The organism is Pseudooctadecabacter sp., assembly GCF_965657175.1.
Classification (GTDB): Bacteria; Pseudomonadota; Alphaproteobacteria; order Rhodobacterales; family Rhodobacteraceae; genus Octadecabacter.
In genome coordinates this window covers 124,180-148,763 of the sequence record NZ_CBFHNH010000008.1, presented here as the reverse complement: position 1 = coordinate 148,763, position 24,584 = coordinate 124,180, and the positions used below count along the sequence as shown (strand labels likewise).

The following is a 24,584-nucleotide window of genomic DNA, read 5'->3' as shown; positions in this document are numbered from 1 at the left end:
CCCCCGCCCGCCGCAGGCGCATCCCAGACAGCAAAAGACCCGAACCTTTCGGTCCGGGTCTTTCGAATAAAATCAGGTCAGGGGCTTAAACGGCCGCCATAGCCTTGTTGATTTCTTTTTTCACTTTCAGCGCCGCGTCGGACAGTTCAACGTCTTTGGCCTTCGCCATAAACGCGTCCAAACCACCGCGGTGGTCAACAGTGCGCAACGCAGCCGAGGAGATGCGGAATTTGAAAGACCGACCCAAAACGTCGGACTGCAAAGACACGTCCTGCAGGTTTGGCAAGAACCGGCGACGGGTCTTGTTGTTGGCGTGGCTTACGTTGTTGCCCGTCATCGGGCCTTTTCCGGTCAGTTCGCAACGGCGCGACATGGCAATATTCCTCATCAAGGTGGGCCATCAACATCGGATCGGAGGCCCAAGGGTCAAACGGAGAAGGCCCTGCCATCGCAGAGCCAGAAATTCGTTTGCGGGAGGTAGAAGGATTCCGTGCCCCCGTCAACCCGTTTTCACCCCCGCAAGACGCGCACCGCAGGCTTAATCCCCCGACGTCAGCCCGCCTGCAGCAAAAAGCTGTGAAATCAGGGCGTCGGCGGCGGCCGAGGGGCGCGATTTGCCGGTGGCGACGTCCTCTTCCAGCTGGGCCAGCTGGTCTTTTATGGCGGCGTCTGACGTCAGGCGGTTCAACAGGCCTGCGCGGACCTCTTCGTGAAACCAGAACCGCGCTTGGGTGGTGCGGCGGGTGTCCCAGATTCCTGTGTCGCGGCGCCAGTCGGTCAGGCTGCACATCTCATCCCATGCGGCGGCGATCCCGTCCTCTTGCAGGGCCGAAACCGCCACCGCTTTGGGAAACCCCTCGGGGTCATGGGGCCGTTTGCGCATCAGGCGCAGGGCACCGGCGTAGTCCGCACAGGTGCGGATGGCCTGCGGTTTCAGGTCGCCGTCGGCCTTGTTCACCAAGATCATATCGCAGGTTTCCATGATCCCGCGTTTGACGCCCTGCAATTCATCCCCGCCAGCGGGGGCCAGCAGCAGCAAGAACAGATCGGACATTTCGGCCACGGCGGTCTCGGATTGGCCGACGCCCACGGTCTCAATTAGCACCACGTCGAACCCCGCTGCTTCGCACAGCGCAATCGCCTCACGGGTGCGGCGGGCCACCCCGCCCAGTTGCGATTGCGAAGGCGAGGGGCGGATGAAGGCATTTGGATCGCGGCTGAGCAAATCCATCCGCGTTTTATCCCCCAGGATCGACCCGCCTGAACGGGTGGAGCTGGGGTCCACGGCCAGGACCGCCACCCGTTTGCCTATGCCGGTCAGCATTTTGCCAAAGCTCTCGATGAAGGTTGATTTGCCCACGCCCGGCGTGCCCGACAGCCCGATGCGCAGCGCCTGACGGTCGGTCCCCAACGCCGCCAGAAGGTCTGAGGCTGTGGTGCGATCGGCGGGTTTGGTGCTTTCGACCAAGGTGATCGCGCGCGCCAGCGCACGGCGGTTGCCGTCGCGGATGTGTTGGGCTGTGGTCGCGATATCCATGGCGCTTTATCGGCAGGGGGCGGCGCGCTGTCCAGACCTGTCGGATTTGAGTTTTTCTGGCCAGATGAAGGAGGACCGGTTGACCCCGCCGTCCAAGCGGGGTGCAAAGGGGCGATGTTGGACAAATTGCCCATTGATGACGTGTTGGATGACGTCTGCGCCGCCGTGCGGGACGCAGGCTGCGCCGTGCTGCAAGCGCCCCCCGGTGCGGGCAAGACCACGCGGGTGCCATTGGCGTTGTTAGAGGTCGTGACAGGCAAGATCGTGATGTTGGAACCCCGCCGCTTGGCCGCACGGGCGGCTGCCGAACGGTTGGCCGCGCAATTGGGGGAAGGCGTGGGTCAAACCGTGGGCTACCGCATGCGGGGGGAGAGCGTGGCGGGCGCGCGGATAGAGGTGGTCACGGAAGGCATCCTGACGCGCATGTTGCAAACCGATCCGGAATTGCCCGGTGTGGGCTGCGTGATCTTTGATGAATTTCACGAACGATCCCTCAATGCAGATCTGGGGCTGGCGTTGGTGTTGGAAGTCCGCACCGCCCTGCGGGAGGATTTGGGGCTGGTGGTCATGTCGGCCACTTTGGACGCGGGTCCTGTGGCCAAGATGATCGGCGCGCCGGTGATCACATCGCAGGGGCGCGCCTATCCGGTGGAGCCGCGGTGGCTGGACCGGCCTTTGCCTAAGGCCGCGCGGTTTGACGGGGCGGTGGCCGATCTGGTGGCACAGGCCGTGAAGGAAACCGTTGGCGGTGTTTTGGTGTTTTTGCCTGGTGAGGGGGAAATCCGGCGGGTTCAGGGGCTGCTTGAAGGGCGCTTGCCCAAGGACTGCGCGGTGCGGCCTTTGTTCGGCGCGCTAAGCTTTGCAGATCAGCGCGCGGCGATTGCGCCGGTCACGTCAGGACGCAAGGTGGTCTTGGCGACGTCGATCGCGGAAACCTCCCTGACCATCGAAGACATCCGCGTCGTTGTGGACGCAGGCCGCGCGCGGCGGGCGCGGTTTGATCCCGGATCGGGCATGTCGCGGCTGATCACCGAACGGGTCACGCGGGCGGAGGCCACCCAGCGCGCAGGCCGCGCAGGCCGTGTGGCAGAAGGCGTGGCCTACAAGATGTGGGCCCGCGCCGAGGACGGCGCGCTGTTGGCCTTTCCTCCGGCGGAAATAGAGGCCGCCGACCTGACCGGGCTCGCATTGGAGCTGGCCAATTGGGGCAGCGATGACCTGACCTTTCTGACGCCCCCACCGGAGGGCGCACTGGCGGAGGCCCGCAGCCTGCTGGCCGATTTGGGCGCCTTGAAGGACGGGCGCATCACGCAGCACGGGGGCGCCTTGGCGCGGCTGCCCCTCCATCCACGGCTGGCGCATATGTTGGCGCTGGCGGGCAAGGCCGCGGCCCCCTTGGCGGCCCTGCTGGCGGACCGCGACATCCTGAAGGGCGCGCCGGTGGACGGGCTCATGCGGCTCAAGGCGCTGGCCGGTGCGCGGGTCCCCCATGAGGTCCACAAGGGCGCGTTGGCCCGTGTCAAACAAGAGGCGAGACGGCTGGCGAAGCTGGCCCCCAGCCGTCCTGATGCGCCGGTATTAGAAAATCCGGCACCGGAAACCATGGCCGCCCTCGCCTACCCCGACCGCATCGCCCAGCGCCGCAAAGGCGACGCCCCGCGCTATGTGCTGTCCGGCGGCAAGGGGGCCGTATTGGACGGGGCCGATCCATTGGCAGGGGCGCCCTATCTGGTCGTCACGGACACTGACGGTCACCCCAGAGAGGCAAAAATCCGTAGCGCCCTGCGTTTGGATGAGGCGATTTTGCGCGACATCGCCCGCGACCGGATCACGCTGACACATCTGTGTCAGTGGTCGAAACGGGACAGCCGCGTGCAGGCCCGTGTGCAGGAACGACTGGGGGCGGTGGTCTTGTCGGACCGCCTGTGGGACGCAGCATCCGAGGCCGACATCGCGGCTGCCATGGTAGACGGCATTCGCAGCCTTGGCCTACGTCTGAACGGGCCTGCAGCCCGGTTTCGCGCACGGGTGGAATTGATGCGCGCAGTTGATCCGTCTTTGCCGGATATGGCGGATGAGGCCCTGGTGGACACCCTTGAACACTGGCTTCAACCCTATCTGACAGGCGTCCAGACCGTCGCCCAATGGAAGGCATTCGACTTGCTGCCCGCCCTGCGTGCGATGCTGGACTGGGGGCAGATGCAGCGGCTCGATCAAGAGGTGCCCAGCCATTACACCACCCCCTTGGGCCATCAAAAGCCGATCGACTACAGTGGCGACCATCCCGAAATCACTCTGCGCTTGCAAGAAATGTTCGGCACAACGCGCCATCCAACCGTCGCGGGCCGCCCCTTGCGGGTGACCTTTTTGTCGCCGGGCCAAAAGCCTATCCAGACGACACTGGATGTGCCCGGATTTTGGGCCTCATCCTACGCCGATGTGCGCAAGGACATGCGCGGGCGCTACCCCAAACACCCCTGGCCCGAAGACCCCACACAGGCGGACCCGACGCTCAGGGCGAAACCGCGGAAAACGTGAGGGTCGGTGCCATTGAGACGACCCGCTTAAGACCTAGGGCTCCGCCCGCTTTCGCCTGAAACCCTCCACTGGAGGCTTTCCGAGACGGCTCAAGCTCTCTGGTTCAAAAATACCTCCGCCGGAGGCCAAATTTTCGAAGAAAATTTGCACCCCGCCCGCCGCAGGCGCTGATCTTCAGATCATCCCCAACTCAGCCCCACCAAGGACCGTGCTGGTCTTCGCGCCCGTCCAGCCGCACAAATCCGTGCCGCCCAAAGAAATCACGCTGCGCTTGAATAACATCTGCTGTGCCGCGTGCGTGGCGCAGGGTGTCTACAAAGGACAAGGCGGATGACAGGGCCGGTGCTGCGTGGCCTTGCGTGGCGGCGGCGCAGACCACGCGGCGCAGGGCGGGCAGAGCCTCTTGCAAGCGTGTGACCATGGCAGGCGCAAAGACAAGCTGCCCGTGGGGCAAATCACTGCGGAACGCGGTTGCGATATCGTCCAGCAGGACGGAGCGGATGATGCAGCCCGCGCGCCAGACTTCAGCGGTCCGCGCCATGTCGATGGACCAGTCAAATTCCTCTGACGCGGCCTCAAGAATACGGAAACCTTGGGCGTAGGACAGGATGCGCCCGACCAGCAAGGCGTCGTGCAGATCGTCGTCCGACACCTCAATGGGCCCGCGTGCTGCGCCAAAGATGTCTTCGCCAGCGGCCCGCACCGCCACTTCGGAGGACAACGCGCGGCCCCCGACGGCGGCCTCGATGATGCTGGCGGATTTGCCCATACGGATGGCCTCAATCGCGGTCCAGCGGCCGGTGCCTTTCTGACCTGCGGCATCTAGGATCACGTCGACGGCGGACTTGCCGGTCTCACGGTCGGTGGCCTGCAGGACCTTGCCCGTGATCTCAACCAGATAGCTGTCCAGTGGGCCGTCGTTCCATCCTTCGAACACCTTGCCGATGGCCGCAGGCGCATCGCCCCGCCCGTAGCGCATCAAGCCGTAGACTTCAGCGATCAACTGCATATCCGCATATTCGATCCCGTTGTGTACGGTCTTGACAAAATGCCCTGCCCCGTCTGGGCCAAGGTGGTCGGCGCACGGTGCGCCTTCGAATTTGGCAGATATCGCCTCGATCACCGGACGCACGGCGTCCCAAGCCTCGGGCGTGCCGCCGACCATGATCGACGGGCCGTGGCGCGCGCCCTCTTCGCCGCCAGACACGCCCATCCCGATGTAGGTCAGGCCTGCGTCTTCGACGGTTTTGGTGCGCGCGCGGGTCTCGCGAAAATCGGAATTGCCCGCGTCGATGATCGTGTCGCCCTTGTCCAACAACGGCATCAACGTGTCGATCGTGGCATCCACGGGCTTGCCCGAGGGCACCATCAGGATGATGGCACGCGGGGCGTCCATGGCTTTGACCATCGCCTCGAGGCTCTCTGCGCCATGCAGGTCTGCGGCCAAGCCCTCGCCCCGGGCTTCCTCCACGAAGTCTGGCACGGCCTCGGCGGAGCGGTTGGAGACATGCAGCGCGAAGCCCTTGTCGAGAATATTCAGCGCAAGCGCGCTGCCCATGGTGCCCAAGCCGTAAAGGCCCAGTGTTGCGGTGGTGGTCATTGGGGATTTTCCTTTGGTCAGCGTCCCCTAGAGCTAAAGTCCAAAGTGCCTTCCGGCAAGGTCAGAGGTTGTGATCCGCTATGATAAGGCGCGCGGCGGCATGGGCCCATTCGGTGTAGACGCGCGGGCCGGGGTGAAAGCCGTCTTCGGCCATGACCTCTGCATCAATCACCATGCTGGCGGGAATATGTGTGGCCTGCGGGTGATCTTTCAGCATGGTTTGCAACGCGCGGTCAAAGCGCGCGGCGCGGTGGCCCACGGCCCAGCGCAGCGGTCCGGTCAGGCGCGGGAAATTGTAAACAGGCGGCAGGCCGGACACATAGACATGCCCGATCCCCACCGTGTCGATCAGATGGGACAGCAAGGCGCGCTGTTGATCCAGCCAGACCGACAGCCGCGTCCCACGGATCACATCGTTGACACCCAAGCCCGTCACCGCAACATCCGCGCGGCGCGGCTGGGCGGCTTTCAGGCGGGCCAAAGCCTGTGGGGTACTGTCCCCACAGCGCGCGATTAGCTGCCAATCCACACGGGCCCTTTTGGAAAGAAGCCCCACCAACTGGCCCGAAAGCGCCTGGCTTTGGGTGCTGACCCCCACCCCCGCTGCAGAACTGTCGCCCGCGATCAACAGGCGCAGATCACGCCCGTCACCGGCCACGCCTTCGCGCGGGCCTTTGGGTTCTTGCAGGCGGACGGTGTTGAATTTGACCCAAGGGCCGATGGTCAAAAGGATGGGGTAAAAGGCCAAGCGGTGCAGCACATCCCACCCGCCCGCCAAGGGGGCGGGATGGATCGGGTCCGGTGGCATTGCATCAGACGGGGGGTGTGTGTTCCTTTGGGTCACGCCTTTAATACTTAGAAAGGTTGCTGTTCGGCGCAAGCTTGACCCTACGGCGCAAGGCCAATGTGGGCCTACACGCCCAGATCAATCGCCATTCGGTCCGACAGCGTGCGCGCCCATTCAGCATAGACATCTTCGCGCGGATGATAGCCGTCCTCGGCCATGTTGGAGTGATCGAGGGACACATCCAACGTGATCCATGTGGCATCCCCTCGGGCACCCAGATGGTCGCGCAGCGCGCGGTCGAACCGTTCGGCCTGATGCCCCAGAACCCACCGCAGCGGACCTTGCAATCGGGGAAACTGCGACAAGGGCGGGATGCCCGCCATGTAAACGTGGCGCACGCCGAGGTGATCCTTAAGGTGGTCAATCAAGTCATCGGTCTGGCGCAACCAAGTGCCCAGCGGCGTGCCTGATGTGATATCATTGACCCCGAGCCCTGTGATCGCCACATCCGCCCGGGCGGGATTGGCCGACTTCAACTGACGCAACGCCATGGGGGTGGTGTTGCCGCATTTGGCCACCAGATCCCAATCCAGCCGAGTGCGGGTGGCAAGACGACGGGTCAACTGGCCTGACAGGGCGTGTTTTTGGTGCGCCACGCCGACGCCCGCCGCAGAACTGTCGCCCACGATCACGACCCGCAGGGGTTTGCCATTGCCCACAACACCCGACCGCGCGCCCTCAGGTTCGGGCAAGCGGGGCGTGCGCATTTTGACGTAAGGCCCTTGGGTGAACAGCACGGGGTAGAAACACAGCCTGTGCAGCAGGGCAGAGTGACCGGCCAGCGGCGCGGGGTGGATTTGGGGAAAGCTGTGTGTGTCCGACATGGCAGCACCGGATGTTGGTTGTGATCTGATGATGCAGATGCAACGCAACAAAACGGTGACAGGTTCCCACGACCTTGGGTCAGGACGAAGGGGTATGAGGGCCGGATTACCTCCCCAAGCAGTGGCGCATGATGGCCTTCTGCGCGTGCAGACGGTTTTCTGCCTCGTCCCAGATGACGGAATTGGGGCCGTCCATGACCTCGGACGTGGCCTCGTCGTCGCGGTGGGCAGGCAGGCAGTGCATAAAGAGCGCGTCCGGTTTGGCGCGGTCCATCAGCGCTTTGTTCACCTGATAGCCACGCAGCTGGTTGTGGCGCCGTTCGCGGGCGGATTGCGGATCATGCATGGAGACCCAGGTGTCCGTGACCACCAGATCGGCCCCCTCGACAGCTTTGTCGGGGTCGCGTTCGGTGGTGTAAAGACCGTCGAGGGCGGGTTCGGGCTGAAGGGTTTCGGGACCCGTGAAGGTCAGGTTGAAGTCGAATTGTTTGGCCGCGTGCGCAAAGCTGGCGAAGACGTTGTTGCCGTCACCAGACCAGACCACCTTTTTGCCCTTGATGGGTCCGTTGTGTTCTTCGAACGTGAGGATATCGGCCATGATCTGGCACGGATGCGTGCGGTCGGTCAGCCCGTTGATCACCGGCACGGAGGCGTATTCCGCCATTTCCAGCAGGGTCTGTTCCTCGAACGTGCGGATCATGATCAGGTCGACGTAGCGCGACAAAACACGGGCGGTGTCGGCGATGGTTTCGCCGTGGCCCAGCTGCATGTCCTTGCCGGACAGCACCATGGTTTCGCCGCCCATCTGGCGCACGCCCACATCAAAGCTGATGCGCGTCCGGGTGGAGGGTTTTTCAAAGATCAGCGCGACCATGTGGTTTTTGAGAGGCTGATCCGCGTCAGGCGTGCCTTTGGGCAGGCCCGCACGTGCGGATTTCATGTCAGCCGCGGTGTCGATGATCGCCCGCAGGTCTTGGGGGGAGGTTTTGTGAATGTCGAGGAAATGGGTCATGTCATATCGTTTCTTAAGCGGGGCTAACAAAATTAGATAATTTTGTTAGACGTGCCGAGGGGGGAGTTTTCGGATCAGAAGAAGTTAAGCGTGGCGCATCACCTGCACCAGATCGCCGTCTTCGCAGGGGCGGATGTCGAGCGGTACGAAACCCGCGCGGGTGTAGGCCGCAATGGCGCGCAGATTGGCGGGGTCAGGGTCCGTCAGCACACATGGAAAGTGACGTCGGAGTTCAGCGACGCGGGCGGCGATATAGCCCGCGCCATGGCCTTGGCCCAAAAACGCAGGGTCCCCCAGAAAGGTGTCGATGGCGCGGGCGCTTTTCGGTTGATCCGCGTATTGGGGCGCGCCGAAGGCATGGGCGTTATAGTCCTGAATATAGGCAAAGTCCGTGCCGTTGTGCTGGGCGATGCGCATATCCACAACGTCCTTGTCCATGTCCTCTTCGACCAGACGTGCCTCGGTTCCGCCGTCGCCCCACCAGCCGTCAATATGCGGCTGGGCGAGCCAGTCTTTGAACATCGCCAAATCGGCGCGGGTGATGGGCCGGAAGGCGTAATCAGACATTGAGAGCGACCTTCGTGGCGGCCTTGTCCAGACGTGTGACGGCCTCATCAATCTCGGCCTCGGTCAGGGTCAGGGGGGGCAGCAGACGCACCACATTGTCGGCGGCGGGCACTGTCAGGACCTCCTCGTCATAACCTGCGGTGACCACATTCATATTGGGGGCCACGCACTTCAGGCCCAGCATCAGGCCGGACCCGCGCACGGCTTCAAACACTTGCGGGTTGGAGGCCACCAGTCCTTCGAGTTTCTGGCGAAGCGCCCCTGCCTTGCGGTTCACTTCTTCAAGAAAGCCGGGGGCGGTGACGACCTCCATCACCTTTGCGCCAACAGCACAAGCCAAAGGGTTGCCGCCATAGGTGGACCCGTGGGTGCCCGCAGTCATGCCGGAGGCCGCGTCTTCGGTGGCCAGCACAGCCCCCAGAGGGAAACCGCCGCCGATGCCTTTGGCGACCATCATGATATCGGGCGCAACGCCTGCCCATTCATGGGCAAAGAGTTTGCCTGTCCGGCCCACGCCGCACTGAACCTCATCGAGGATCATCAGCAACCCGTGTTCATCACACAGATCGCGCAGACCTTTCAGACAGGCGTCAGGCAGTGGGCGGATGCCGCCCTCGCCCTGAACAGGTTCCACCATGATGGCGCCTGCGGTTTTGGACGCTGCAGCCTGGGTCAACGCCTCGTGATCGCCAAAGGGCAGATGCACAAATCCGGGCAGAAGTGGCCCCATCCCGTGGGTCATTTTCTCAGAACCGGCGGCGGCGATTCCAGCGGCGGAACGGCCATGGAAGGATCCGTCGAAGGTGATGATATCCGTCCGTTCCGGCTGGCCTTTGTCGAACCAGTATTTGCGCGCCATTTTGACGGCCAGTTCACAGGCCTCGGTCCCCGAGTTGGTGAAAAATGTGGTGTCCGCGAAGGTGTGTTCCGCCAAAAGATCGGCCAGCTTTTGCTGTGGTGCGATGTGATACAGGTTCGAGACATGCCAAAGCTTGCCGGCCTGTTCCGTCAGCGCCTCCACCAGATCGGGGTGGGCGTGGCCCAGTGCGTTGACGGCAATGCCGGCCCCCAGATCAAGAAAACGTCGCCCGTCCGCCTCAATCAACCAAGTGCCTTCGCCTTTGACGAAGGTAAAGGGGGCGCGATTGTAGGTGGGCAGAACGGTCGAGATCATGGGGAATACCCTTTGCAAATGAAGGCCAAGAGGTGAAGAAACCGGGCCGGTAAGTCAACGATGTTTGGATGGGAAATGACGAAAGGTGGACGTGCAGCAACAGCGCGCGCGGATCAGGGGATCAGCGTCGGCGTCGGTTGGCTGTTCGTGTCACGCGATTGGTCATGAGAGGGCCTTAGGCCACTTTAGGTCAGATTGGAAGCAGATTCGCGCTTGCCCGTGCTGCCGCGTCATGGGACGCACGCATATGATTGATCCTGCAACCCGCCCCCAGAACCCTGCCCTCGCCGTGGCCCTTATGGTGTTGGCAACCTTGTTTATTGCGGGCACCATGTTGGCGGCCAAGGCGCTGGGTACGGACGTTTTGGGCGCGCCCCTGCATCCCTTGCAGATCACCCATGGTCGGTTTGCCTTCGCGCTTTTGGGGCTGTTGGGGGTGGCCGCCGTGATGCGCCCCAAAATCCGTGCGGTAAATGTCAAACTGCATTTGGGACGCACAGCCTTTGGCGCGGTGGGTGTGACGCTGATGTTTGCGGCGGTGGCCTTCATTCCGCTGGCCGATGCCACGGCGATTTCCTTTCTGAACCCCGTCTTCGGCATGATCTTAGCCATCCCGTTCTTGGGCGAAAAAGTGGGCCGCGTGCGCTGGGCTGCCGCGACCATCGCCTTTGCAGGTGCTGTGGTTTTGTTGCGGCCCGGACCCGACAGTTTTCAGGTGGCTGCGCTTCTGGCGCTGGGGGCGGCACTGGCCTTGGGGTTTGAGCTGATCTTTATCAAAAAGCTCAGCGGACGGGAGCCTCCCCTGCAAATCCTGTTGATCAACAACATGATCGGCTGGCTGCTGAACTCAACCGTGATGATCCCCTATTGGGCCCCGCCCACGGGCGCGCAATGGGCGGCGTTGGTGGCGCTGGGGCTGATGATGGCCTGTGCGCAGACCTGTTTTGTGAACGCCGTGGCACGGGCGGATGCGTCTTATGTGACGCCGTTCAGCTATCTCACGCTGATCTTTGCGGCGCTTTATGACTGGGCCATCTTCGCGGTGGTGCCCGATTGGGTCAGCGCCATGGGGGCTGCGATCATCATCTCAGGCGCGGCCCTTCTGGCGTGGCGGGAGGCATTGGCGCGCCGCCGATAGCACCTTGGCTTACGCCTTCAGCCGGTACCCGACCCGCAGCCAGTACCACACCAACGTCAGCACCAAAACAGTGGCCAGCCCCACCACCGCAAGCCCCAAGGTGGGCGCGCTGTCGCTGACCCCCAAAAAGCCGAACCGCACCCCGTCGATGATGTAGAAAATCGGGTTCCAGTGGCCGAAGGTCTGTAAGGCCGGTGGCAAAGCCTCGATCGAATAGAAGGTGCCGGACAAAAACGCCAAGGGGGCCACGACAAAGTTGGTCACGGCGGACAACTGATCAAATTTCACCGCATAGACAGCCGCGATCATGCCGAGCCCCCCCATAAACACAGACCCCAGTAGCACGAAAACCAAGGCCCAGCCCGGATGCGCCAAAGGCACTCCGATGGCCACCATCGCGCCAAGTCCGATGACGATCGCGACAATCAAACCCCGCGCCACAGCACCTGACAGATAGCCCACCAGCAATTCCCCCGCGCTGAGCGGCGGCATCAACGTGTCCACAATATTGCCCCCAACCTTGGCCGAGGTGATGGACGAGGATGTGTTGGCAAAGGCGTTCTGGATCACCGTCATGGTCAGGATGCCAGGCACGAGAAATTCCATGTAAGGCACACCCATCACATCGCCGCGCCGTGATCCGATGGCGATCGTAAAGATCAACAGCAACAGGCCTGCGTTCACCAGCGGCCCCATGATCGTTTGCGACCAGACATTCATGAACCGCAAAACCTCGCGCCGCGCCAGGGTCCATGTGCCCAGCCAGTTGACCGCCCCAAAGCGCCGCACGCCCATATCGCCTTTGTTCGTGGTCATGACCGGTCCCCTGTTTCATCTGGCCCAAAAAACTCATCCCCCGGTAGAACCGCACGGGACGCATGATTTCTGGGGGCTGCGCCTTGTAACCGCGCCTCAGGTGCTTAGAATAGGGGATCAAAGAAATTCTCAACCCCTGAAGGCCGGATTGGCCGGACAAATCAGGGGCCCAGCCGAAGATAAGTGGAACAGATATGTCTTGGACCGACGAACGCGTCGAAGTGTTGAAAAAGATGTGGGGGGAGGGTCAGTCCGCGAGCCAGATCGCCAAGGAACTGGGCGGTGTCACCCGCAACGCTGTGATCGGCAAGGTGCACCGGTTGGGCCTGTCGAACCGCGCAGGCTCAGGCGGGACGGCGAAAACCGCGGCACCCAAGGCCGAACCCAAAGCCAAGGCAGCCCCCAAGGCCGCGCCGAAAAAGGGCGCGCCCAAGAAGGCACCCGAACCCGAGGTCGAAGAACCGCGTACCGTCAGCGCCTCGCCCCCGCCACAGCCCAAAGTGTCGGCCGCCCGCCGCGCGATCATCCCCGCCGGACAGCCACTGCCGCCGCAGCCTTCGGCCAACGAAATCTCACCCGAGGCTTTGGCCAAAGTGAACGAGGTCGAAAAGACCGCCAAGAAAATCAGCCTGATGGAGCTGACGGAAAAAACCTGCAAATGGCCCGTGGGAGACCCCGCGACCGAACAGTTCTGGTTCTGCGGCCTGCCCGTGCAACAAGGCAAACCCTATTGCGAGGCCCATGTGGGTGTGGCGTTCCAGCCGATGTCCTCCCGTAGAGACCGGCGTCGCTAAAATTCCGGAATTTTAGCCTACACCTGTGGGGGAGGTCTTGGTTTGATCCTGTGGGTGTTTTTGCTGCTCTATCATGTGCTGTGGGTCCTGCTGTTGCCTTTGGTGATGGTATACCTGTGGCACCGTGGGAGGCGGGATCGCGACTACCTGATGCACCTGTCAGAACGGTTCGGAAGCCTGCCTGCCGTGCCGCAAAATTCCATTTGGATACATGCCGTTAGCCTAGGTGAGTTAAGGTCGGCGGTGCCCTTGGCCCGCGCATTGTTAGCCAAGGGTGAAACTATTCTCTTCACCCATTTCACCCCCGCCGGACGGCGGGAGGCCGAACGGGTCTTTGCGGCAGACATCGCCGCAGGTCACGTTGCTGTCGTGTGGGTCCCGCTGGATATGATCTGGACCTACTGGCGCTTTTTCAGGGCTACTAAGCCGAAAATCGGCCTGACGATGGAAGTGGAAATTTGGCCCGCCATGGTCTTGGCCGCCCGGATGTTTGGCGTGCCCCTCTACATGTGCAACGCGCAATACCCGTCAAAATCTCTCACCCGCGATAGCACAAAACTGCGCGTGCGGCAGCGGATCATGGGACAATTCGCGGGCGCATTTGTCAAATCTCAACTTCAAGCGGAGAGGTTCGAAGGGGTCGGCGTGCCCAACGTGCAGATCACCGGTGAATTGCGGTTTGACCAGCCCATCCAGACACGACTGTTGGACGCGGCCTCCGCCCTGCGACCTAAATTCACCGACCGTCCCGTCGTAACCTTTGCCAGTGTGGTCGAAGGGGAGGATGACATTTATCTGACGGCCATCAAGGCCCTGATGGACAGCGACGCACCGCCCCACATTATCTACGTGCCGCGTGCGCCCGAACGGTTCGACGCAACCGCCGACCTGCTGCGCGAAGCTGGTCTGACCGTCGCCCGCCGGTCAGACGTATTGGACGAACATCTTACCCCAACGACCGACTGGACCGCCGATGTCCTCTTGGGTGACAGCATGGGGGAGATGTATTTCTACCTCTCCCTCGCGGACCGCGTCGTCGTGGGCGGCGGCTTTCACCACCACGGCGCACACAACATCATCGAACCTTTGGCCGTCAGAAAGCCGGTCCTGACCGGCCCCGTGACCTACACCATCGAATACCCTTTTGCGGAGGCCGAAGCCGCAGGCGTCGCCCAATCCGTCCCAGATGCGCAAGCATTGGCCATGGCCCTCAGCGGGCCGGACTGGACCAGCGAGGCAGATATGGCGGATTTCATGGCGGCCCATTCGGGGGCGGCGACCCGCACGGCCGAGGCCATCCTGCGGGAGGCCGCCAAAGTCTCCACGAGACTTTGAGGACAGAGTTTCAACGAAACTCTGCCCCCCTTGGGTCAATGGGCGGGTTTGATGAAGGTGCCGTTGCGCAGGTCGCGCATGGCTTGGTGCAATTCTTCTTGCGTGTTCATCACGATGGGCCCGTGCCAGGCAACAGGTTCTTCGATCGGCGCGCCTGAAATCAGCAAAAACCGAACGCCTTCTGGCCCCGCTTGCACGGTGACTTCATCGCCCGTGCCGAAGCGGATCAAGGTGCGGTCACCGCTCAGGTCACGGATGTTGACCTCTTCGCCCATGACCTCCTTTTCCAAGAGAACACCAGACGGTGCAGAGGCGTCTGCAAAGGCAGCAGCACCTTCGAAAACATAGGCAAAAGCCCGACGATAGGTGTCAATCTTAAACGTCTTTTTGACACCCGCAGGCACCGTCACATCAAGGTATTGTGGATCTGCAGCGATGCCGTCGACCGGACCACGTTTGCCCCAGAACTCCCCTACGATCACGCGTACGACTGTGCCGTCATCATCGATGACTTCGGGAATATCCTTGCCCTGTACGTCTTGGTAACGCGGGTCGGTCATCTTTTGCGCCGAGGGTAGATTGCCCCAAAGCTGGAACCCATGCATCTGGCCTTGGGCGTTACCCTGGGGCATTTCTTGGTGCAAAATGCCGGACCCTGCGGTCATCCATTGCACATCACCGGCGCCCAACGTGCCGGTATTGCCAAGGCTGTCGCCGTGTTCAACCGTGCCGTTCAGCACATAGGTGATTGTTTCGATCCCGCGATGAGGATGCCAAGGAAAGCCCTTTTCGAAATGCGCGGGCACATCGTTGCGGAAATCATCAAACAGCAGAAACGGATCCAATTCGGACGGGTCCTGAAAGCCGAACGCGCGGTGAAGATGCACGCCAGCGCCTTCCATTGTAGGAACGGCCTTGCGGGTTTCGAGTGTCGGTCTGATGGACATGGGATGCCTCCTTTCATCAGTGTTGGTCGGAAAATAGGGCCGCTCAGCTGCGCAGGCAATGGGCGGGGTGACACGGTTTATGTGCGGATGCGCACAACACTTGCGGGGGGCCGCGCGCCAGCCTACACCGACAGAACCATGCGTACGTTTGACACCGCCACACGGTCCGACTGGATCACCGACCGCGTCCTGCGGGGCATCATCGGGACGGCCCTTGCCTTGCCCTACAAGCGGCGCGTGCGCTTGTTCGGCGCCATGGCGGACCGCGTGGTGGCCCCTGCGGCGGGCTATCGCAAACGGGCCCGCGAACAGATCAGCATGATCTGGCCCCACATGGACACAGCCGAAGTGGAGCGCCTTGCGCGGGCGTGCTGCAACAACTTTGGCCGCACCATGATCGAGGGCTATTCGCGAGGCGAGTACACCGCCCAGCTGGCCGACACCCAAGCCTATGGCGCGGGTCTGGCTGAAATCGAACAGGCCAAGGCCGAGGGCCGCCCTGTGTTGTTCGTCACCGGCCATTTCGGCAATCATGACGCGCCCCGCCATGTCCTCAACCGGATGGGGTATACCATTGGCGGCATCTACAAGCCGATTTCAAACCCCTATTTCAATGAACATTATCTGGGCACGATCAAGGATGTGTCCGGTCCCGTTTTTCCCGTGGACCGCGAAGGCATGGGCGGTTTCATGCGCTGGCTGCAGGACGGCGGCATGGCCACGATGCTGTTCGATGTGCGGATGAAGAAATATCCCGCGATCCCCTTTCTGGGCCATCCGGCCCATACGTCGACGGGACTGGGTGCGATTGCACTGAAGACGGGCGCGTTGATCGTGCCCTATTTTGGCACCCGTCTGGAAGACGGGCTCAACTTCGATGTGGAGGTCGAGGCGCCAGTGGCGCCCACCACACCCGAACAGATTATGCGCGACGTCACTGACCGGCTGGAGGCACGGGTGCGTGCCCATCCAGAGCAGTATTTCTGGGTGCACCGCCGCTGGGGTTGAGGCCGGACCTCGCTATTTCCGGGGCGTCTAAGAAAATTAGCTAATTTTGTTAGACGGGCTGTTCTGGAAATTCACACGCGCCCGTGGCACACCCGTCTCAACAACCGGAGATATCCCATGAAAATCGCTAACCGCGACATCGGCCCTGCCCATCCCCCCCTCGTGATCGCCGAAATCGGCATCAACCACGGCGGCAGCCTTGCGGTTGCCCGCGAAATGGTGCGGCTGGCCGCCGGTGCGGGCTGCGAGATGGTCAAACACCAGACCCATATCGTCGAGGACGAGATGACCGAGGAGGCCAAGCAGATTTTCCCGCCCAACGCCGATGTCTCCATCTGGGAGGTGATGGAGCAATGTGCGCTCAGCCGTGAGGACGAGGCCGCTTTGAAGGCTTATGTGGAGGAGTTGGGGATGATTTTCATCTCAACCCCCTTCAGCCGCGCCGCTTGCGATTTTCTGGAGACGTTGGATGTGCCCGCCTATAAAATCGGATCCGGTGAGGCGGATAATCTGCCTCTCATCCGGCACATCGCCAGCAAAGGCAAACCGGTGATTATGTCCACGGGTATGCAAACCATCGAAAGTGTGCGGGCAAGCGTGCAGATCCTTGAAGACAGCGGGGTGGCATATGCCTTGCTGGAATGCACGAACCTCTATCCCTCCCCGCCCGAAATCGTGTCCCTGCAAGGGGTGAGTGACCTACGCGCGGCCTTCCCCAATGCTGTTGTTGGCTTTTCTGACCATTCCATCGGGCCGGAAATGGCGCTGGCCTCGGTCGCGCTTGGGGCCTGCATTCTGGAGCGGCACTACACCGATACGCGGTACCGCAAGGGCCCTGATATCAGTTGTTCCATGGACCCCGCAGAGCTGCGGCATCTGATTGATCGCTCAAAAGAAATTCACACAGCACTGCACAATCCAAAGGAACGCACCGCATCCGAGGAAGACGTCTACCGTTTCGCGCGCGCCTCCGTTGTGGCGGATGCGGATTTGCCCGCGGGTCATGTGATCACCGAGGCCGACATCTGGGCCCGCCGCCCCGGGTCCGGTGCCATCGCGGGGTATGAGTTTGATAAGGTCGTGGGCAAAACGCTTAAGGTCGCCGTCACGCGCAATCAGCAGCTGACGTGGGATGACCTGAGCGCCGATTGATCAAAACGAAGCCGCGCGGCTTTCCTACTCACCCGCCATATTTGTCCATGTAGCTTGCCAGCCATGGCACTTGGCCCAGATGCCAATGAGGCGCTGGTCCCCACACCCGGTTCTGGAAGGTGTCTGAGGGGCGCGGGGTTCCGTGAAACGCGACGACGGACGTCTCAGGTGCCGGTTGAACAGGTTTGCGAACCATTCCGATCCCATAGCGCCAACACAGATGCCGCTTGAAACTAACCACAGCGCCATCTGGCCAAAAGCCATGATCTTGGAGTCTGGCGGACACGAAGTCCTGCTCGTTCCGTGTGGTCGCCATGTGGTGTGCGGGGTCAGCCAGAAAATCCTTCAGGATATGTGCTTCGCGGGCGGGATCGAAGGTGAACAATCCTGTGCCCGCCTCACGGGAACCTGCGCGGGGTTTGGGCCGCCAGGCGGGCCCCGTGTCAAGAAAGGTCACTTGGTCGGGGCGGTCGAAAAAGTGCGCCAAGGGACCGGTCACGACCATGTCCAGATCAATAAACAAGACCGGCCCAAGATCATGCAGGTCACTGTGATACAGGCTCAGTTTTCGCCAGACCCCAGGGCGTTTGATATCGGCCTGGGACAAACCAATATCTGGAATTGGGCGAAATTCGATCGCGGGATCCAACCCGTCCGGCGTGTCACTGACGCACACAAACCTCAGCGGGTCAGACAGGTGGTCTGCACAGGCGCGGTAGAGGATGTTGACCTCTTGCGGGGTGAACAAGCTGCCCCATTTGATGCAAAGGATGGTGCGCGTGTTTGCCATTGGTCAGATCAAGCAGCGTTGAGTGCTGTCTTGGTGCACAATATCATCGGGTAGCTGCGGGCCTCAAGCTGGGAAATCGGGTTGAGGACCTCTGTCTTGGAGGGGCGCTTGCCGCTGATCAGAGACCGGAACGCACGTGCCCATTTCTTGCGTCTGCGCGGCAAGGTGCCCAGTCGCCCCTTTTCGACCCCCTCATAGAAATACGTAAACACAAAGCCCCGCAAAACATTGAGCGCCTCTGCATCGCCTTGCTCAATCTCATGGGGGAGCACTTCGATCATCACAACGGGGCCGTGGGTGGCAATTGTATCTTGCGCCCCGCGCAGGGCCTCGGCCTCATGTCCCTCAATGTCGAGTTTCATGAAGGTGATTGGACCCATGGTTTTCATCAGGTCCAGATCGTCCAGACGGTCGACCTTGAAAGAGATCGCAGCTCCTTTGGGATCAAGGGTCCGTTCAAGCGAAGACGCCCCGATGTTGAGTTTGTCTTCGACAATTTCGAACGTCCCAGCGGTGCTTGACAGGCCCAAATTGATCGGGGTCACATTGTCGACGAGGTCCCCGTTGACCTCAAGCAAGCGGAAGGTTCTTGGATGCGGCTCAAAGGAAATCACACGGTCGAAATGGCCGGAGAACGCAAGGCTGTGGTTGCCAATATTGGCCCCGATATCAAGACAGGTGCCGCCTGAAGGAAGGTTGGGAAAAATCGAGGCGGCCAAGAACCCCAGAATGTCATTTTCGTAGCGCCCTTCCAGATGGATGGAATGGGTGATCTGGTCAAAGGCAAAACACGCAAGCTGCGGATACTGCGATACATGGATTTGTGATTGCCGATGCAGAAATTTACGGGTGATGAAATGGCCGATGACACCCATGTGCAGTCTTCCTTCAAAGCGTTTTGATGTACTTGTCTCCTTTACGTCAAAGCAGTATCGAAAGAAAGATAACTGATGACCTCACGGCGCGTGCGTCCCAACGCAGAAGGATGTTGATGTGACAAAAGCCCGTTCCATCCTCTTCGTCACCGGCACCCGGGCGGATTTCGGCAAGCTCGAACCGCTGGCGATTGCAGCGCGGGATGCGGGCCACGCGGTAGGGTTTTGGGTCACGGGCATGCATATGCTGGACCGGTACGGGCTGACCAAGATGGAGGTCGCACGGACCGAAGGGGTCAGCGTGCACGAATACCTCAACCAGCGGCCCGGTGATCCGCAGGATCAGGTGCTGGCCAAAACAGTGCTGGGGTTTTCCGATTTTGTGGCCGATGCGCGCCCCGATCTGGTGGTCATCCACGGCGACCGGATTGAGGCGCTGGCCTGTGCGCTGGTCGCCGCCACGAATTACATCCGGTCCGCCCATATCGAAGGCGGGGAAGTCAGCGGCACCATTGATGAGATTTTCCGCCACTGTAATTCGAAACTCGCCAGTCATCACTTTGTGTCCTCTGAGGACGCCCGCGCGCGGGTGATGAAAATGGGCGAACCCGAGGACGCGATCCATGTCATCGGATCACCTGAGCTGGATTTCCATTCCGCCGAGAGCGGAGTGACAATGGATGCCGTGCGCGCCCATTATGATCTGCCGGCGGGCGATTTCGGCATCGTGGTCTTCCATCCCGTCACGTCAGAGGCCGCCACCATGGGCCAGCAGGCGCGCGATCTGTTTGGTGCGTTGGAGGCGTCGGGCCGCGATTTCGTCGTTATCGCGCCGAACAACGACCCCGGATCGGACGATATTTTTGCGGTGTTGAACGACCTGCCCAAAGACCGCTTTCGTATTCTGCCCTCCATGCGGTTCGCCCATTTCTCGGAAGCCATGAAAAACGCCGCTGTGATGGTCGGAAATTCCAGCGCAGGCGTGCGCGAGGCCCCGTTTCTGGGAACGCCGTCCTTGGATGTGGGCACGCGCCAGACCAATCGCGCCGCAGCCCCGTCACTGACAACCGTCGCGGCCTCAGATGCGGTTGCCATCGCGGCCTTTCTGGATGCGGAATGGGGCAAACGCTACCCCCGCCATGAGGCTTTTGGCAAAGGCACCGCAGCGGCCCGTTTTGCTGACATCGTAAGCGATCCGGCCTTCTGGGAAGGCGGTTTGCAAAAGCGGTTCCATGACACCGACTAAGCGGATCGGTCCGATGTTGCGGCTGGTTCTGGGCGCAGGCGCTGCGTTGCAGCCCCTGGCCAGCCCGATGTTGCGACGCCGTCTGGCACGCGGCAAGGAGGACCCGGACAGGGTCCGTGAAAAACTGGGGCACGCCAGTGCCCCCCGCCCGGGAGGGCCGCTTGTCTGGCTGCATGGTGTCGGCGTGGGTGAGGTTATGGCCCTGCGCGGCCTGATTGCCGCGCTGTCGGTCGCGCGGCCTGATCTTTGGTTTCTGGTGACATCCTCTGCCCGCTCTTCGGGTGAGGTCTTTGCCGCCAATCTGCCGCCCCGCACGATTCATCAATATCTGGCGTTGGACATGCCCGGCCCCGTGGGGCGGTTTCTGGATCATTGGCGGCCTGATCTGGCCGTCTGGTCCGATCAAGAGGTCTGGCCGCGGCTGGCCGTCACCTGTGCCCGACGCGGGATTCCGCAGGCCTATGTGGCCGCGAGGATGACCGATGCGTCTGCCAAAGCACGGGCGCGGTTCGGGCGTGCTTACGGCGATTTATACGGTCTGATGGATGCCATTCACGCGCAGGATGAGGGCACAGCGGGGCATTTGCGGGACATGATCGGGGACGCGGCACAGGTGGCCGTCAGCGGATCGTTGAAGGCCGCCGCCGCACCGCTGGCCGCCCTGCCCGACGTGCAGGCCCGTCTGCCGGACTGTGCGTTCACATGGGTCGCGGCCTCCGCCCACCGTGCCGATATCGACGTGGCGCTTCAGGCGCAGGCCATGGGGGTGGAAGGGCTGCTGATCATCGCGCCCCGCGTGTTGGGGGATGCGGGATATATCGCACAATCCTGCGAACGCCTGGGCCTAACCCATTGCCTGCGCAGCCAAAACGCATGGCCGGACACCACGACGCAGGTGTTCATCGCCGACAGTTTCGGGGAATTGGGCTGTTGGTACACCGCCGCCGACGCGGCCTTGATCGGCGGCACGTTCGACGGCACCGAAGGTCACAACCCGTGGGAGGCCGCCGCCTTGGACTGCGCGGTGATCCACGGGCCGCATGTGGCAAATTTCAGGTCCGATTTCGCGCAGTTGCACGGGGCTGGCGCCGCGGTTGAGGTCAAAACCGCGCGCCAGATCGTTGACGCTTTGGGCCGGTCCGACCTGGCTGACATCGCCCAGCGCGCACGTGATGTGCGCGACAGGGCTGCACGCGGCTTGTCCGTGATTGCGGATGATCTGTTGGGGCTGCTGCCCCGCTAAAACGTCATCTCGGCGGTGCCGACAAACCGCCGTGCGTCCCATGCGTCCGTGATCAAATCGCATGACGCGCGCATGTCTGACAGCCGTGGGGCCAGCGGGTGCAACGGCGCATCGGCGTCCTCAATCAAGGCCAGCCAATCACGTGTGATGGCGCGGAACATGTCGTTGCGATCATAGGCAAAGCTTTCCGTCTCCGCGTTCGTAGTGAGCTTTGCGGCCAACAAATCCAGCGACCGCGCCGCCTTGGTCCCGTTCAGATCAGACCGGCGGATCGACACCGGCGACAAGTAATCCATCGCCACCGTCCCGCTGATGCCCTGCCCCGACAGCGCGATGCGGCTGGCGAAATCCACGCCCTCGAAATCCCGATGCCCCACACTGGTCACGTCATCGACCTTGAGGTCTGGAAACAGAGCCAGCGCCATGTCCAATTCATGACTCAGGTCCAACAACACGCCCCCGCCCTGCGCCTTGGCTGCATAGGTCTTGGGGAAGGCCCAGTTCTGTCGCCATTGGCGCACGTCATGGCCGATCTCAAAGGTAAAGCCGTAGACGTCGGACACATCACGCGCCGCCAGCACCTGCACCACGGGATGGTAGCGCGCCATGAACCCCAGCATGGAACGATGGGTCAAATCGCCCAAAGTATCGTAAATCTCAGCCACGCCTTCCCGCGTCCAGTGTAGAGGTTTTTCAACATAGACCGGCACGCCCATTTGCGCCGCCATCTGGACCGGATCAAGCCGCACATCCGTAGCCGTTGCGATCACGATGCCCTTAATATCGCTGCGCTTTTCAAAAGACCCACGATCGAAATCACGCCACGCGATCCCCTCAACCGTAGCACCTAGGTCTTGCAAATTTCCAACATGACGCCGCCCGATGGACCCTGCGCCAATGACCGCAATCACCACGCGCTAAAGCCCCCGTCGACGTTGATCATCTGCCCAGTGATATAGCCCGATTGCTGGGAGGCGAGGAACAACATCGCATCGGCAATCTCATCAGGTTCGCACATGCGACCGGCCATAATCAGCTCCCCCACACGTTTCTGGAACTCGTCCGAATGGCCGTTGAATACCGCCCCCGGCGCAATGGTATTGACCGTCGCCTGCCGTTTGGCCCAGTAACCGGCCAGCCAAACCGTCAGCCCGTGGATGCCCGCCTTGGTCACGCCATACGCGCTGAAATTCTTGAACGGCATGCCATCATAGATCGGGTGATGTGCCCCGTTCAGGGCATACATGGACGCCACATTGATCAAGGTCGTGGGGCGTTTGCCAACGATGTCGCGATCCATCTGGCGGGCCACCATAAAGGCCCCCGTCAGATTGGTGCGCATGGTCTTTTCCCAATCGTCCACGGTGGTGTCCGCAAAGTCCGGAAACGTCCCGCCTGCGCCCATCAACATCTCACCTGTGATGGCGGCATTGTTCAACACCACATCCACCACATGGCCGTCGCCTTCGACCTGCTTGAAAATCTCCACCACCTCGTCTTCTTCCGACACGTCGAGCGGATAGATCGCGAAGTCGGGATTGCCGCCATGGGCCTCCACCAGCCCGTCATAGCGGTGGCCAGGCAAATCGGTCGCCACGACCTTGGCCCCTTCGGCCAACATGCGCCGCACATAGGTGCTGCCCAAAACGCCACCCGATCCGGTGATGAACACCGTGCGTCCGTCAAGCTGTCCCATTCAAGCGATCCTTCATCAAAAATTCCACAATCTTCCAATCAAGCGGGTCGTCCACATCCATGCAGCGTTCCGCTGGCATCACAAAGGGGATCACCCGCCCGTCATAGATGGTCTGCGCCGCGCGCAAATAGGCCGGGTCCAGCACATACGTCGACGCCGCATGTTCGTAGACCACCGGCGCATTCTGCCGCGCCCAGACACCGCCGGGCAGCGGTTTGGACACCCGCAATGCGCCCGTGGGGTCCGGTTCGACCATGTTGAAATAGGGATTTTTGTTCGCGTGACAGCAAGACATCACCATGTCAGGTGCCTCGGCCTCAAACAAATCCAGCGCGCCTTCGATGTCCTCTGCCAGCCGCAGGGGCGACGTGCAATCAAGATCCACGAACGCGCGTGACGTCCCCACGATCCCTTCGGCAGCCTCCAGCGCGTGCTGCCAAACACCCCACTTGGGCGCATCATCCGTGGCCAGATGGGCAGGCCGCAATCCGATGTCCAGCGCGCCCTTGGCGACCGCATGGTCATACATTTCGGGGCTGTCGGTGCTGACCACCACGGCCCCGATACGCCCGCTGTCCAGCAACTGATCCAGCGACCAGTCGATCAGGGGCTTGCCACACATGTCGCGGAAATTTTTGCCCACGACCCCCTTGGATCCCTTACGTGCCCCGATGTGCCCGATGATCATACCGCCCACCTTCCCGCGCCTGCGCGCCAATCGTCGAAATCCGCCTGTACCTCAGCCGGATCATAGACCGTTTCCAACCAGTCCCGAAAGCCCTGACCGGCAGGCGCTGCATCGCGCAAGTAGACCCGGAAGATATGGTCCAACACACCCGCCCTAGTGCGGGGCAAATGCACCCAACCCGGACGCAACTGTGTGCACGCGGCCTCGGCCACATCCACGCCGTCCACCAAGATCAGATAGAGCGTTGCAATCAACCCCGTCCGATCCGCGCCCGATTTGCAGTGAAACAGCTTCGCGCCCTCAATCGCCGCCAACCCATCCACAATTGCCAACATATTGGCCGCGGGCACCAACTCGCGCGCCATGACGCCGGTCAGCCGCTCAAAGCCGAGCCCCAGATCAGCGCAGGCCTTTTCTTCCAGGACGTTGTAACTCTGCGGTACGCCGCCCCTCAGGGACACCACCGTCGTGACACCACGCGCGCGCATCCGCCGCAACCGCCACGGGGACGGCTGGTTCGACCGCCAGACCCCCGGTGAAATCTCGGCCAGGTTCCACCACGCCATCCGCAACAGGTGGTGATCCTTCAGATAGAAATGCAGCCAAGTCCGTATTCGCCCGGACAGGCTGCTCAGATCGTGGGGGCGCTTCTTGCTCATCCCCGCCCCATACCGTCTGTGCAGATACAGAACAACGCCCCTGCTTCATCTGGCCCGAAAAACTCCCGCCGGAGGCTCCCGTCCGCGCAGCCCTTCCC

At 61.8% G+C, this 24,584-nt stretch carries 24 protein-coding genes; 8 read left to right on the top strand and 16 right to left on the bottom strand.

Going from position 1 to position 24,584, the window contains the following annotated elements; translation table 11 throughout:
• Positions 1–85: 85 nt before the first annotated feature.
• Together rpmB and meaB are read right to left on the bottom strand one after the other, a co-directional pair.
• The gene (gene rpmB, locus ACTG36_RS09240) at positions 86–373 is read right to left on the bottom strand and encodes a 50S ribosomal protein L28 (protein ID WP_439142083.1); all 288 of its coding nucleotides are present in this window, start codon (positions 371–373) and stop codon (positions 86–88) included.
• Positions 374–538: 165 nt separating this feature from the next.
• Positions 539–1,537, bottom strand: a complete 999-nt coding sequence (gene meaB / locus ACTG36_RS09235; protein ID WP_375281442.1) for a methylmalonyl Co-A mutase-associated GTPase MeaB — start codon at positions 1,535–1,537, stop codon at positions 539–541.
• Between the two features lie 114 nt (positions 1,538–1,651).
• Here meaB and hrpB point away from each other — a divergent pair, with 114 nt between their 5' ends.
• On the top strand, positions 1,652–4,075 hold the full coding sequence (hrpB, locus tag ACTG36_RS09230; RefSeq protein WP_439142081.1) for an ATP-dependent helicase HrpB: 2,424 nt from the start codon (positions 1,652–1,654) through the stop codon (positions 4,073–4,075).
• A gap of 190 nt (positions 4,076–4,265) precedes the next feature.
• On the opposite strand, the gene gndA is transcribed toward hrpB, so the two are convergent.
• The 6 genes from gndA to ACTG36_RS09200 all read right to left on the bottom strand — a co-directional run bounded on the left by gndA (position 4,266) and on the right by ACTG36_RS09200 (position 10,099).
• Positions 4,266–5,675: an NADP-dependent phosphogluconate dehydrogenase gene (gndA, locus tag ACTG36_RS09225; RefSeq protein ID WP_375281248.1), complete on the bottom strand. Its 1,410-nt coding sequence runs from the start codon at positions 5,673–5,675 to the stop codon at positions 4,266–4,268.
• A 61-nt stretch (positions 5,676–5,736) separates the two neighbouring features.
• Positions 5,737–6,519, bottom strand: a complete 783-nt coding sequence (locus ACTG36_RS09220) for an SGNH/GDSL hydrolase family protein (RefSeq protein ID WP_439142078.1) — start codon at positions 6,517–6,519, stop codon at positions 5,737–5,739.
• 68 nt (positions 6,520–6,587) lie between these two features.
• The gene (locus tag ACTG36_RS09215) at positions 6,588–7,346 is read right to left on the bottom strand and encodes an SGNH/GDSL hydrolase family protein (protein WP_375281250.1); all 759 of its coding nucleotides are present in this window, start codon (positions 7,344–7,346) and stop codon (positions 6,588–6,590) included.
• A gap of 106 nt (positions 7,347–7,452) precedes the next feature.
• A complete protein-coding gene (gene argF / locus ACTG36_RS09210) occupies positions 7,453–8,358 on the bottom strand; it encodes an ornithine carbamoyltransferase (RefSeq protein ID WP_375281251.1) in 906 nt (301 codons plus the stop codon).
• An 84-nt stretch (positions 8,359–8,442) separates the two neighbouring features.
• The gene (locus ACTG36_RS09205; RefSeq protein WP_375281252.1) at positions 8,443–8,925 is read right to left on the bottom strand and encodes a GNAT family N-acetyltransferase; all 483 of its coding nucleotides are present in this window, start codon (positions 8,923–8,925) and stop codon (positions 8,443–8,445) included.
• Entirely contained in the window at positions 8,918–10,099 is a 1,182-nt protein-coding gene (locus tag ACTG36_RS09200; RefSeq protein ID WP_375281253.1) for an aspartate aminotransferase family protein, read from the bottom strand. Before ACTG36_RS09200 ends, ACTG36_RS09205 begins: the two co-directional genes overlap by 8 nt.
• 247 nt (positions 10,100–10,346) lie before the next feature.
• Between ACTG36_RS09200 and ACTG36_RS09195 the strand changes: the two genes are divergently transcribed.
• Entirely contained in the window at positions 10,347–11,237 is an 891-nt protein-coding gene (locus ACTG36_RS09195; protein ID WP_375281254.1) for a DMT family transporter, read from the top strand.
• Between the two features lie 9 nt (positions 11,238–11,246).
• Here ACTG36_RS09195 and ACTG36_RS09190 read toward each other — a convergent pair whose 3' ends face one another.
• Positions 11,247–12,053, bottom strand: a complete 807-nt coding sequence (locus ACTG36_RS09190) for an ABC transporter permease (RefSeq protein ID WP_375281255.1) — start codon at positions 12,051–12,053, stop codon at positions 11,247–11,249.
• 194 nt (positions 12,054–12,247) lie between these two features.
• Between ACTG36_RS09190 and ACTG36_RS09185 the strand changes: the two genes are divergently transcribed.
• Positions 12,248–12,847: a GcrA family cell cycle regulator gene (locus ACTG36_RS09185; protein WP_375281256.1), complete on the top strand. Its 600-nt coding sequence runs from the start codon at positions 12,248–12,250 to the stop codon at positions 12,845–12,847.
• Positions 12,848–12,889: 42 nt separating this feature from the next.
• Positions 12,890–14,182, top strand: a complete 1,293-nt coding sequence (locus ACTG36_RS09180) for a 3-deoxy-D-manno-octulosonic acid transferase (protein ID WP_375281257.1) — start codon at positions 12,890–12,892, stop codon at positions 14,180–14,182.
• A 35-nt stretch (positions 14,183–14,217) separates the two neighbouring features.
• Here ACTG36_RS09180 and ACTG36_RS09175 read toward each other — a convergent pair whose 3' ends face one another.
• Positions 14,218–15,129 (bottom strand): pirin family protein, encoded by a 912-nt coding sequence (locus tag ACTG36_RS09175; RefSeq protein ID WP_375281258.1) that lies wholly within the window; start codon positions 15,127–15,129, stop codon positions 14,218–14,220.
• An 87-nt stretch (positions 15,130–15,216) separates the two neighbouring features.
• Between ACTG36_RS09175 and ACTG36_RS09170 the strand changes: the two genes are divergently transcribed.
• Together ACTG36_RS09170 and ACTG36_RS09165 are read left to right on the top strand one after the other, a co-directional pair.
• The gene (locus ACTG36_RS09170) at positions 15,217–16,137 is read left to right on the top strand and encodes a lysophospholipid acyltransferase family protein (protein WP_375281259.1); all 921 of its coding nucleotides are present in this window, start codon (positions 15,217–15,219) and stop codon (positions 16,135–16,137) included.
• Between the two features lie 117 nt (positions 16,138–16,254).
• Complete coding sequence (locus ACTG36_RS09165; RefSeq protein WP_375281260.1) at positions 16,255–17,289, top strand: N-acetylneuraminate synthase family protein; 1,035 nt, start codon at positions 16,255–16,257, stop codon at positions 17,287–17,289.
• Positions 17,290–17,317: 28 nt separating this feature from the next.
• Here ACTG36_RS09165 and ACTG36_RS09160 read toward each other — a convergent pair whose 3' ends face one another.
• Together ACTG36_RS09160 and ACTG36_RS09155 are read right to left on the bottom strand one after the other, a co-directional pair.
• Positions 17,318–18,079 (bottom strand): hypothetical protein, encoded by a 762-nt coding sequence (locus ACTG36_RS09160; RefSeq protein WP_375281261.1) that lies wholly within the window; start codon positions 18,077–18,079, stop codon positions 17,318–17,320.
• An 8-nt stretch (positions 18,080–18,087) separates the two neighbouring features.
• The gene (locus ACTG36_RS09155; RefSeq protein ID WP_439142073.1) at positions 18,088–18,954 is read right to left on the bottom strand and encodes an FkbM family methyltransferase; all 867 of its coding nucleotides are present in this window, start codon (positions 18,952–18,954) and stop codon (positions 18,088–18,090) included.
• Positions 18,955–19,072: 118 nt separating this feature from the next.
• On the opposite strand from ACTG36_RS09155, the gene neuC reads away from it, so the two are divergent.
• Positions 19,073–20,200, top strand: a complete 1,128-nt coding sequence (gene neuC / locus ACTG36_RS09150; RefSeq protein ID WP_375281263.1) for a UDP-N-acetylglucosamine 2-epimerase — start codon at positions 19,073–19,075, stop codon at positions 20,198–20,200.
• A complete protein-coding gene (locus tag ACTG36_RS09145) occupies positions 20,187–21,443 on the top strand; it encodes a 3-deoxy-D-manno-octulosonic acid transferase (RefSeq protein ID WP_375281264.1) in 1,257 nt (418 codons plus the stop codon). The genes neuC and ACTG36_RS09145 overlap by 14 nt, the downstream gene beginning before the upstream one ends.
• Here ACTG36_RS09145 and ACTG36_RS09140 read toward each other — a convergent pair.
• The 4 genes from ACTG36_RS09140 to ACTG36_RS09125 are packed head-to-tail and all read right to left on the bottom strand — an operon-like array spanning position 21,440 to position 24,486.
• The gene (locus ACTG36_RS09140; RefSeq protein ID WP_375281265.1) at positions 21,440–22,357 is read right to left on the bottom strand and encodes a Gfo/Idh/MocA family protein; all 918 of its coding nucleotides are present in this window, start codon (positions 22,355–22,357) and stop codon (positions 21,440–21,442) included. The genes ACTG36_RS09145 and ACTG36_RS09140 overlap by 4 nt on opposite strands.
• On the bottom strand, positions 22,351–23,139 hold the full coding sequence (locus tag ACTG36_RS09135) for an SDR family NAD(P)-dependent oxidoreductase (RefSeq protein WP_375281266.1): 789 nt from the start codon (positions 23,137–23,139) through the stop codon (positions 22,351–22,353). The genes ACTG36_RS09140 and ACTG36_RS09135 overlap by 7 nt, the downstream gene beginning before the upstream one ends.
• Complete coding sequence (locus ACTG36_RS09130) at positions 23,126–23,827, bottom strand: acylneuraminate cytidylyltransferase family protein (protein WP_375281267.1); 702 nt, start codon at positions 23,825–23,827, stop codon at positions 23,126–23,128. The genes ACTG36_RS09135 and ACTG36_RS09130 overlap by 14 nt, the downstream gene beginning before the upstream one ends.
• Entirely contained in the window at positions 23,824–24,486 is a 663-nt protein-coding gene (locus ACTG36_RS09125; protein WP_375281268.1) for a tyrosine-protein phosphatase, read from the bottom strand. Before ACTG36_RS09125 ends, ACTG36_RS09130 begins: the two co-directional genes overlap by 4 nt.
• Positions 24,487–24,584 lie beyond the last annotated feature (98 nt).

What these genes read in the sequence shown, in the direction of transcription:
- ACTG36_RS09135 (WP_375281266.1), bottom strand. Translation starts at nt 23,139, where the DNA reads ATGGGACAGCTTGACGGACGCACGGTGTTCATCACCGGATCGGGTGGC.
- ACTG36_RS09185 (WP_375281256.1), top strand. Translation starts at nt 12,248, where the DNA reads ATGTCTTGGACCGACGAACGCGTCGAAGTGTTGAAAAAGATGTGGGGG.
- ACTG36_RS09175 (WP_375281258.1), bottom strand. Translation starts at nt 15,129, where the DNA reads ATGTCCATCAGACCGACACTCGAAACCCGCAAGGCCGTTCCTACAATG.
- ACTG36_RS09205 (WP_375281252.1), bottom strand. Translation starts at nt 8,925, where the DNA reads ATGTCTGATTACGCCTTCCGGCCCATCACCCGCGCCGATTTGGCGATG.
- ACTG36_RS09160 (WP_375281261.1), bottom strand. Translation starts at nt 18,079, where the DNA reads ATGGCAAACACGCGCACCATCCTTTGCATCAAATGGGGCAGCTTGTTC.
- rpmB (WP_439142083.1), bottom strand. Translation starts at nt 373, where the DNA reads ATGTCGCGCCGTTGCGAACTGACCGGAAAAGGCCCGATGACGGGCAAC.
- meaB (WP_375281442.1), bottom strand. Translation starts at nt 1,537, where the DNA reads ATGGATATCGCGACCACAGCCCAACACATCCGCGACGGCAACCGCCGT.
- ACTG36_RS09155 (WP_439142073.1), bottom strand. Translation starts at nt 18,954, where the DNA reads ATGGGTGTCATCGGCCATTTCATCACCCGTAAATTTCTGCATCGGCAA.
- ACTG36_RS09195 (WP_375281254.1), top strand. Translation starts at nt 10,347, where the DNA reads ATGATTGATCCTGCAACCCGCCCCCAGAACCCTGCCCTCGCCGTGGCC.
- ACTG36_RS09165 (WP_375281260.1), top strand. Translation starts at nt 16,255, where the DNA reads ATGAAAATCGCTAACCGCGACATCGGCCCTGCCCATCCCCCCCTCGTG.
- ACTG36_RS09170 (WP_375281259.1), top strand. Translation starts at nt 15,217, where the DNA reads ATGCGCACAACACTTGCGGGGGGCCGCGCGCCAGCCTACACCGACAGA.
- ACTG36_RS09190 (WP_375281255.1), bottom strand. Translation starts at nt 12,053, where the DNA reads ATGACCACGAACAAAGGCGATATGGGCGTGCGGCGCTTTGGGGCGGTC.
- ACTG36_RS09145 (WP_375281264.1), top strand. Translation starts at nt 20,187, where the DNA reads ATGACACCGACTAAGCGGATCGGTCCGATGTTGCGGCTGGTTCTGGGC.
- ACTG36_RS09125 (WP_375281268.1), bottom strand. Translation starts at nt 24,486, where the DNA reads ATGAGCAAGAAGCGCCCCCACGATCTGAGCAGCCTGTCCGGGCGAATA.
- ACTG36_RS09200 (WP_375281253.1), bottom strand. Translation starts at nt 10,099, where the DNA reads ATGATCTCGACCGTTCTGCCCACCTACAATCGCGCCCCCTTTACCTTC.
- argF (WP_375281251.1), bottom strand. Translation starts at nt 8,358, where the DNA reads ATGACCCATTTCCTCGACATTCACAAAACCTCCCCCCAAGACCTGCGG.
- ACTG36_RS09130 (WP_375281267.1), bottom strand. Translation starts at nt 23,827, where the DNA reads ATGATCATCGGGCACATCGGGGCACGTAAGGGATCCAAGGGGGTCGTG.
- gndA (WP_375281248.1), bottom strand. Translation starts at nt 5,675, where the DNA reads ATGACCACCACCGCAACACTGGGCCTTTACGGCTTGGGCACCATGGGC.
- ACTG36_RS09215 (WP_375281250.1), bottom strand. Translation starts at nt 7,346, where the DNA reads ATGTCGGACACACACAGCTTTCCCCAAATCCACCCCGCGCCGCTGGCC.
- hrpB (WP_439142081.1), top strand. Translation starts at nt 1,652, where the DNA reads ATGTTGGACAAATTGCCCATTGATGACGTGTTGGATGACGTCTGCGCC.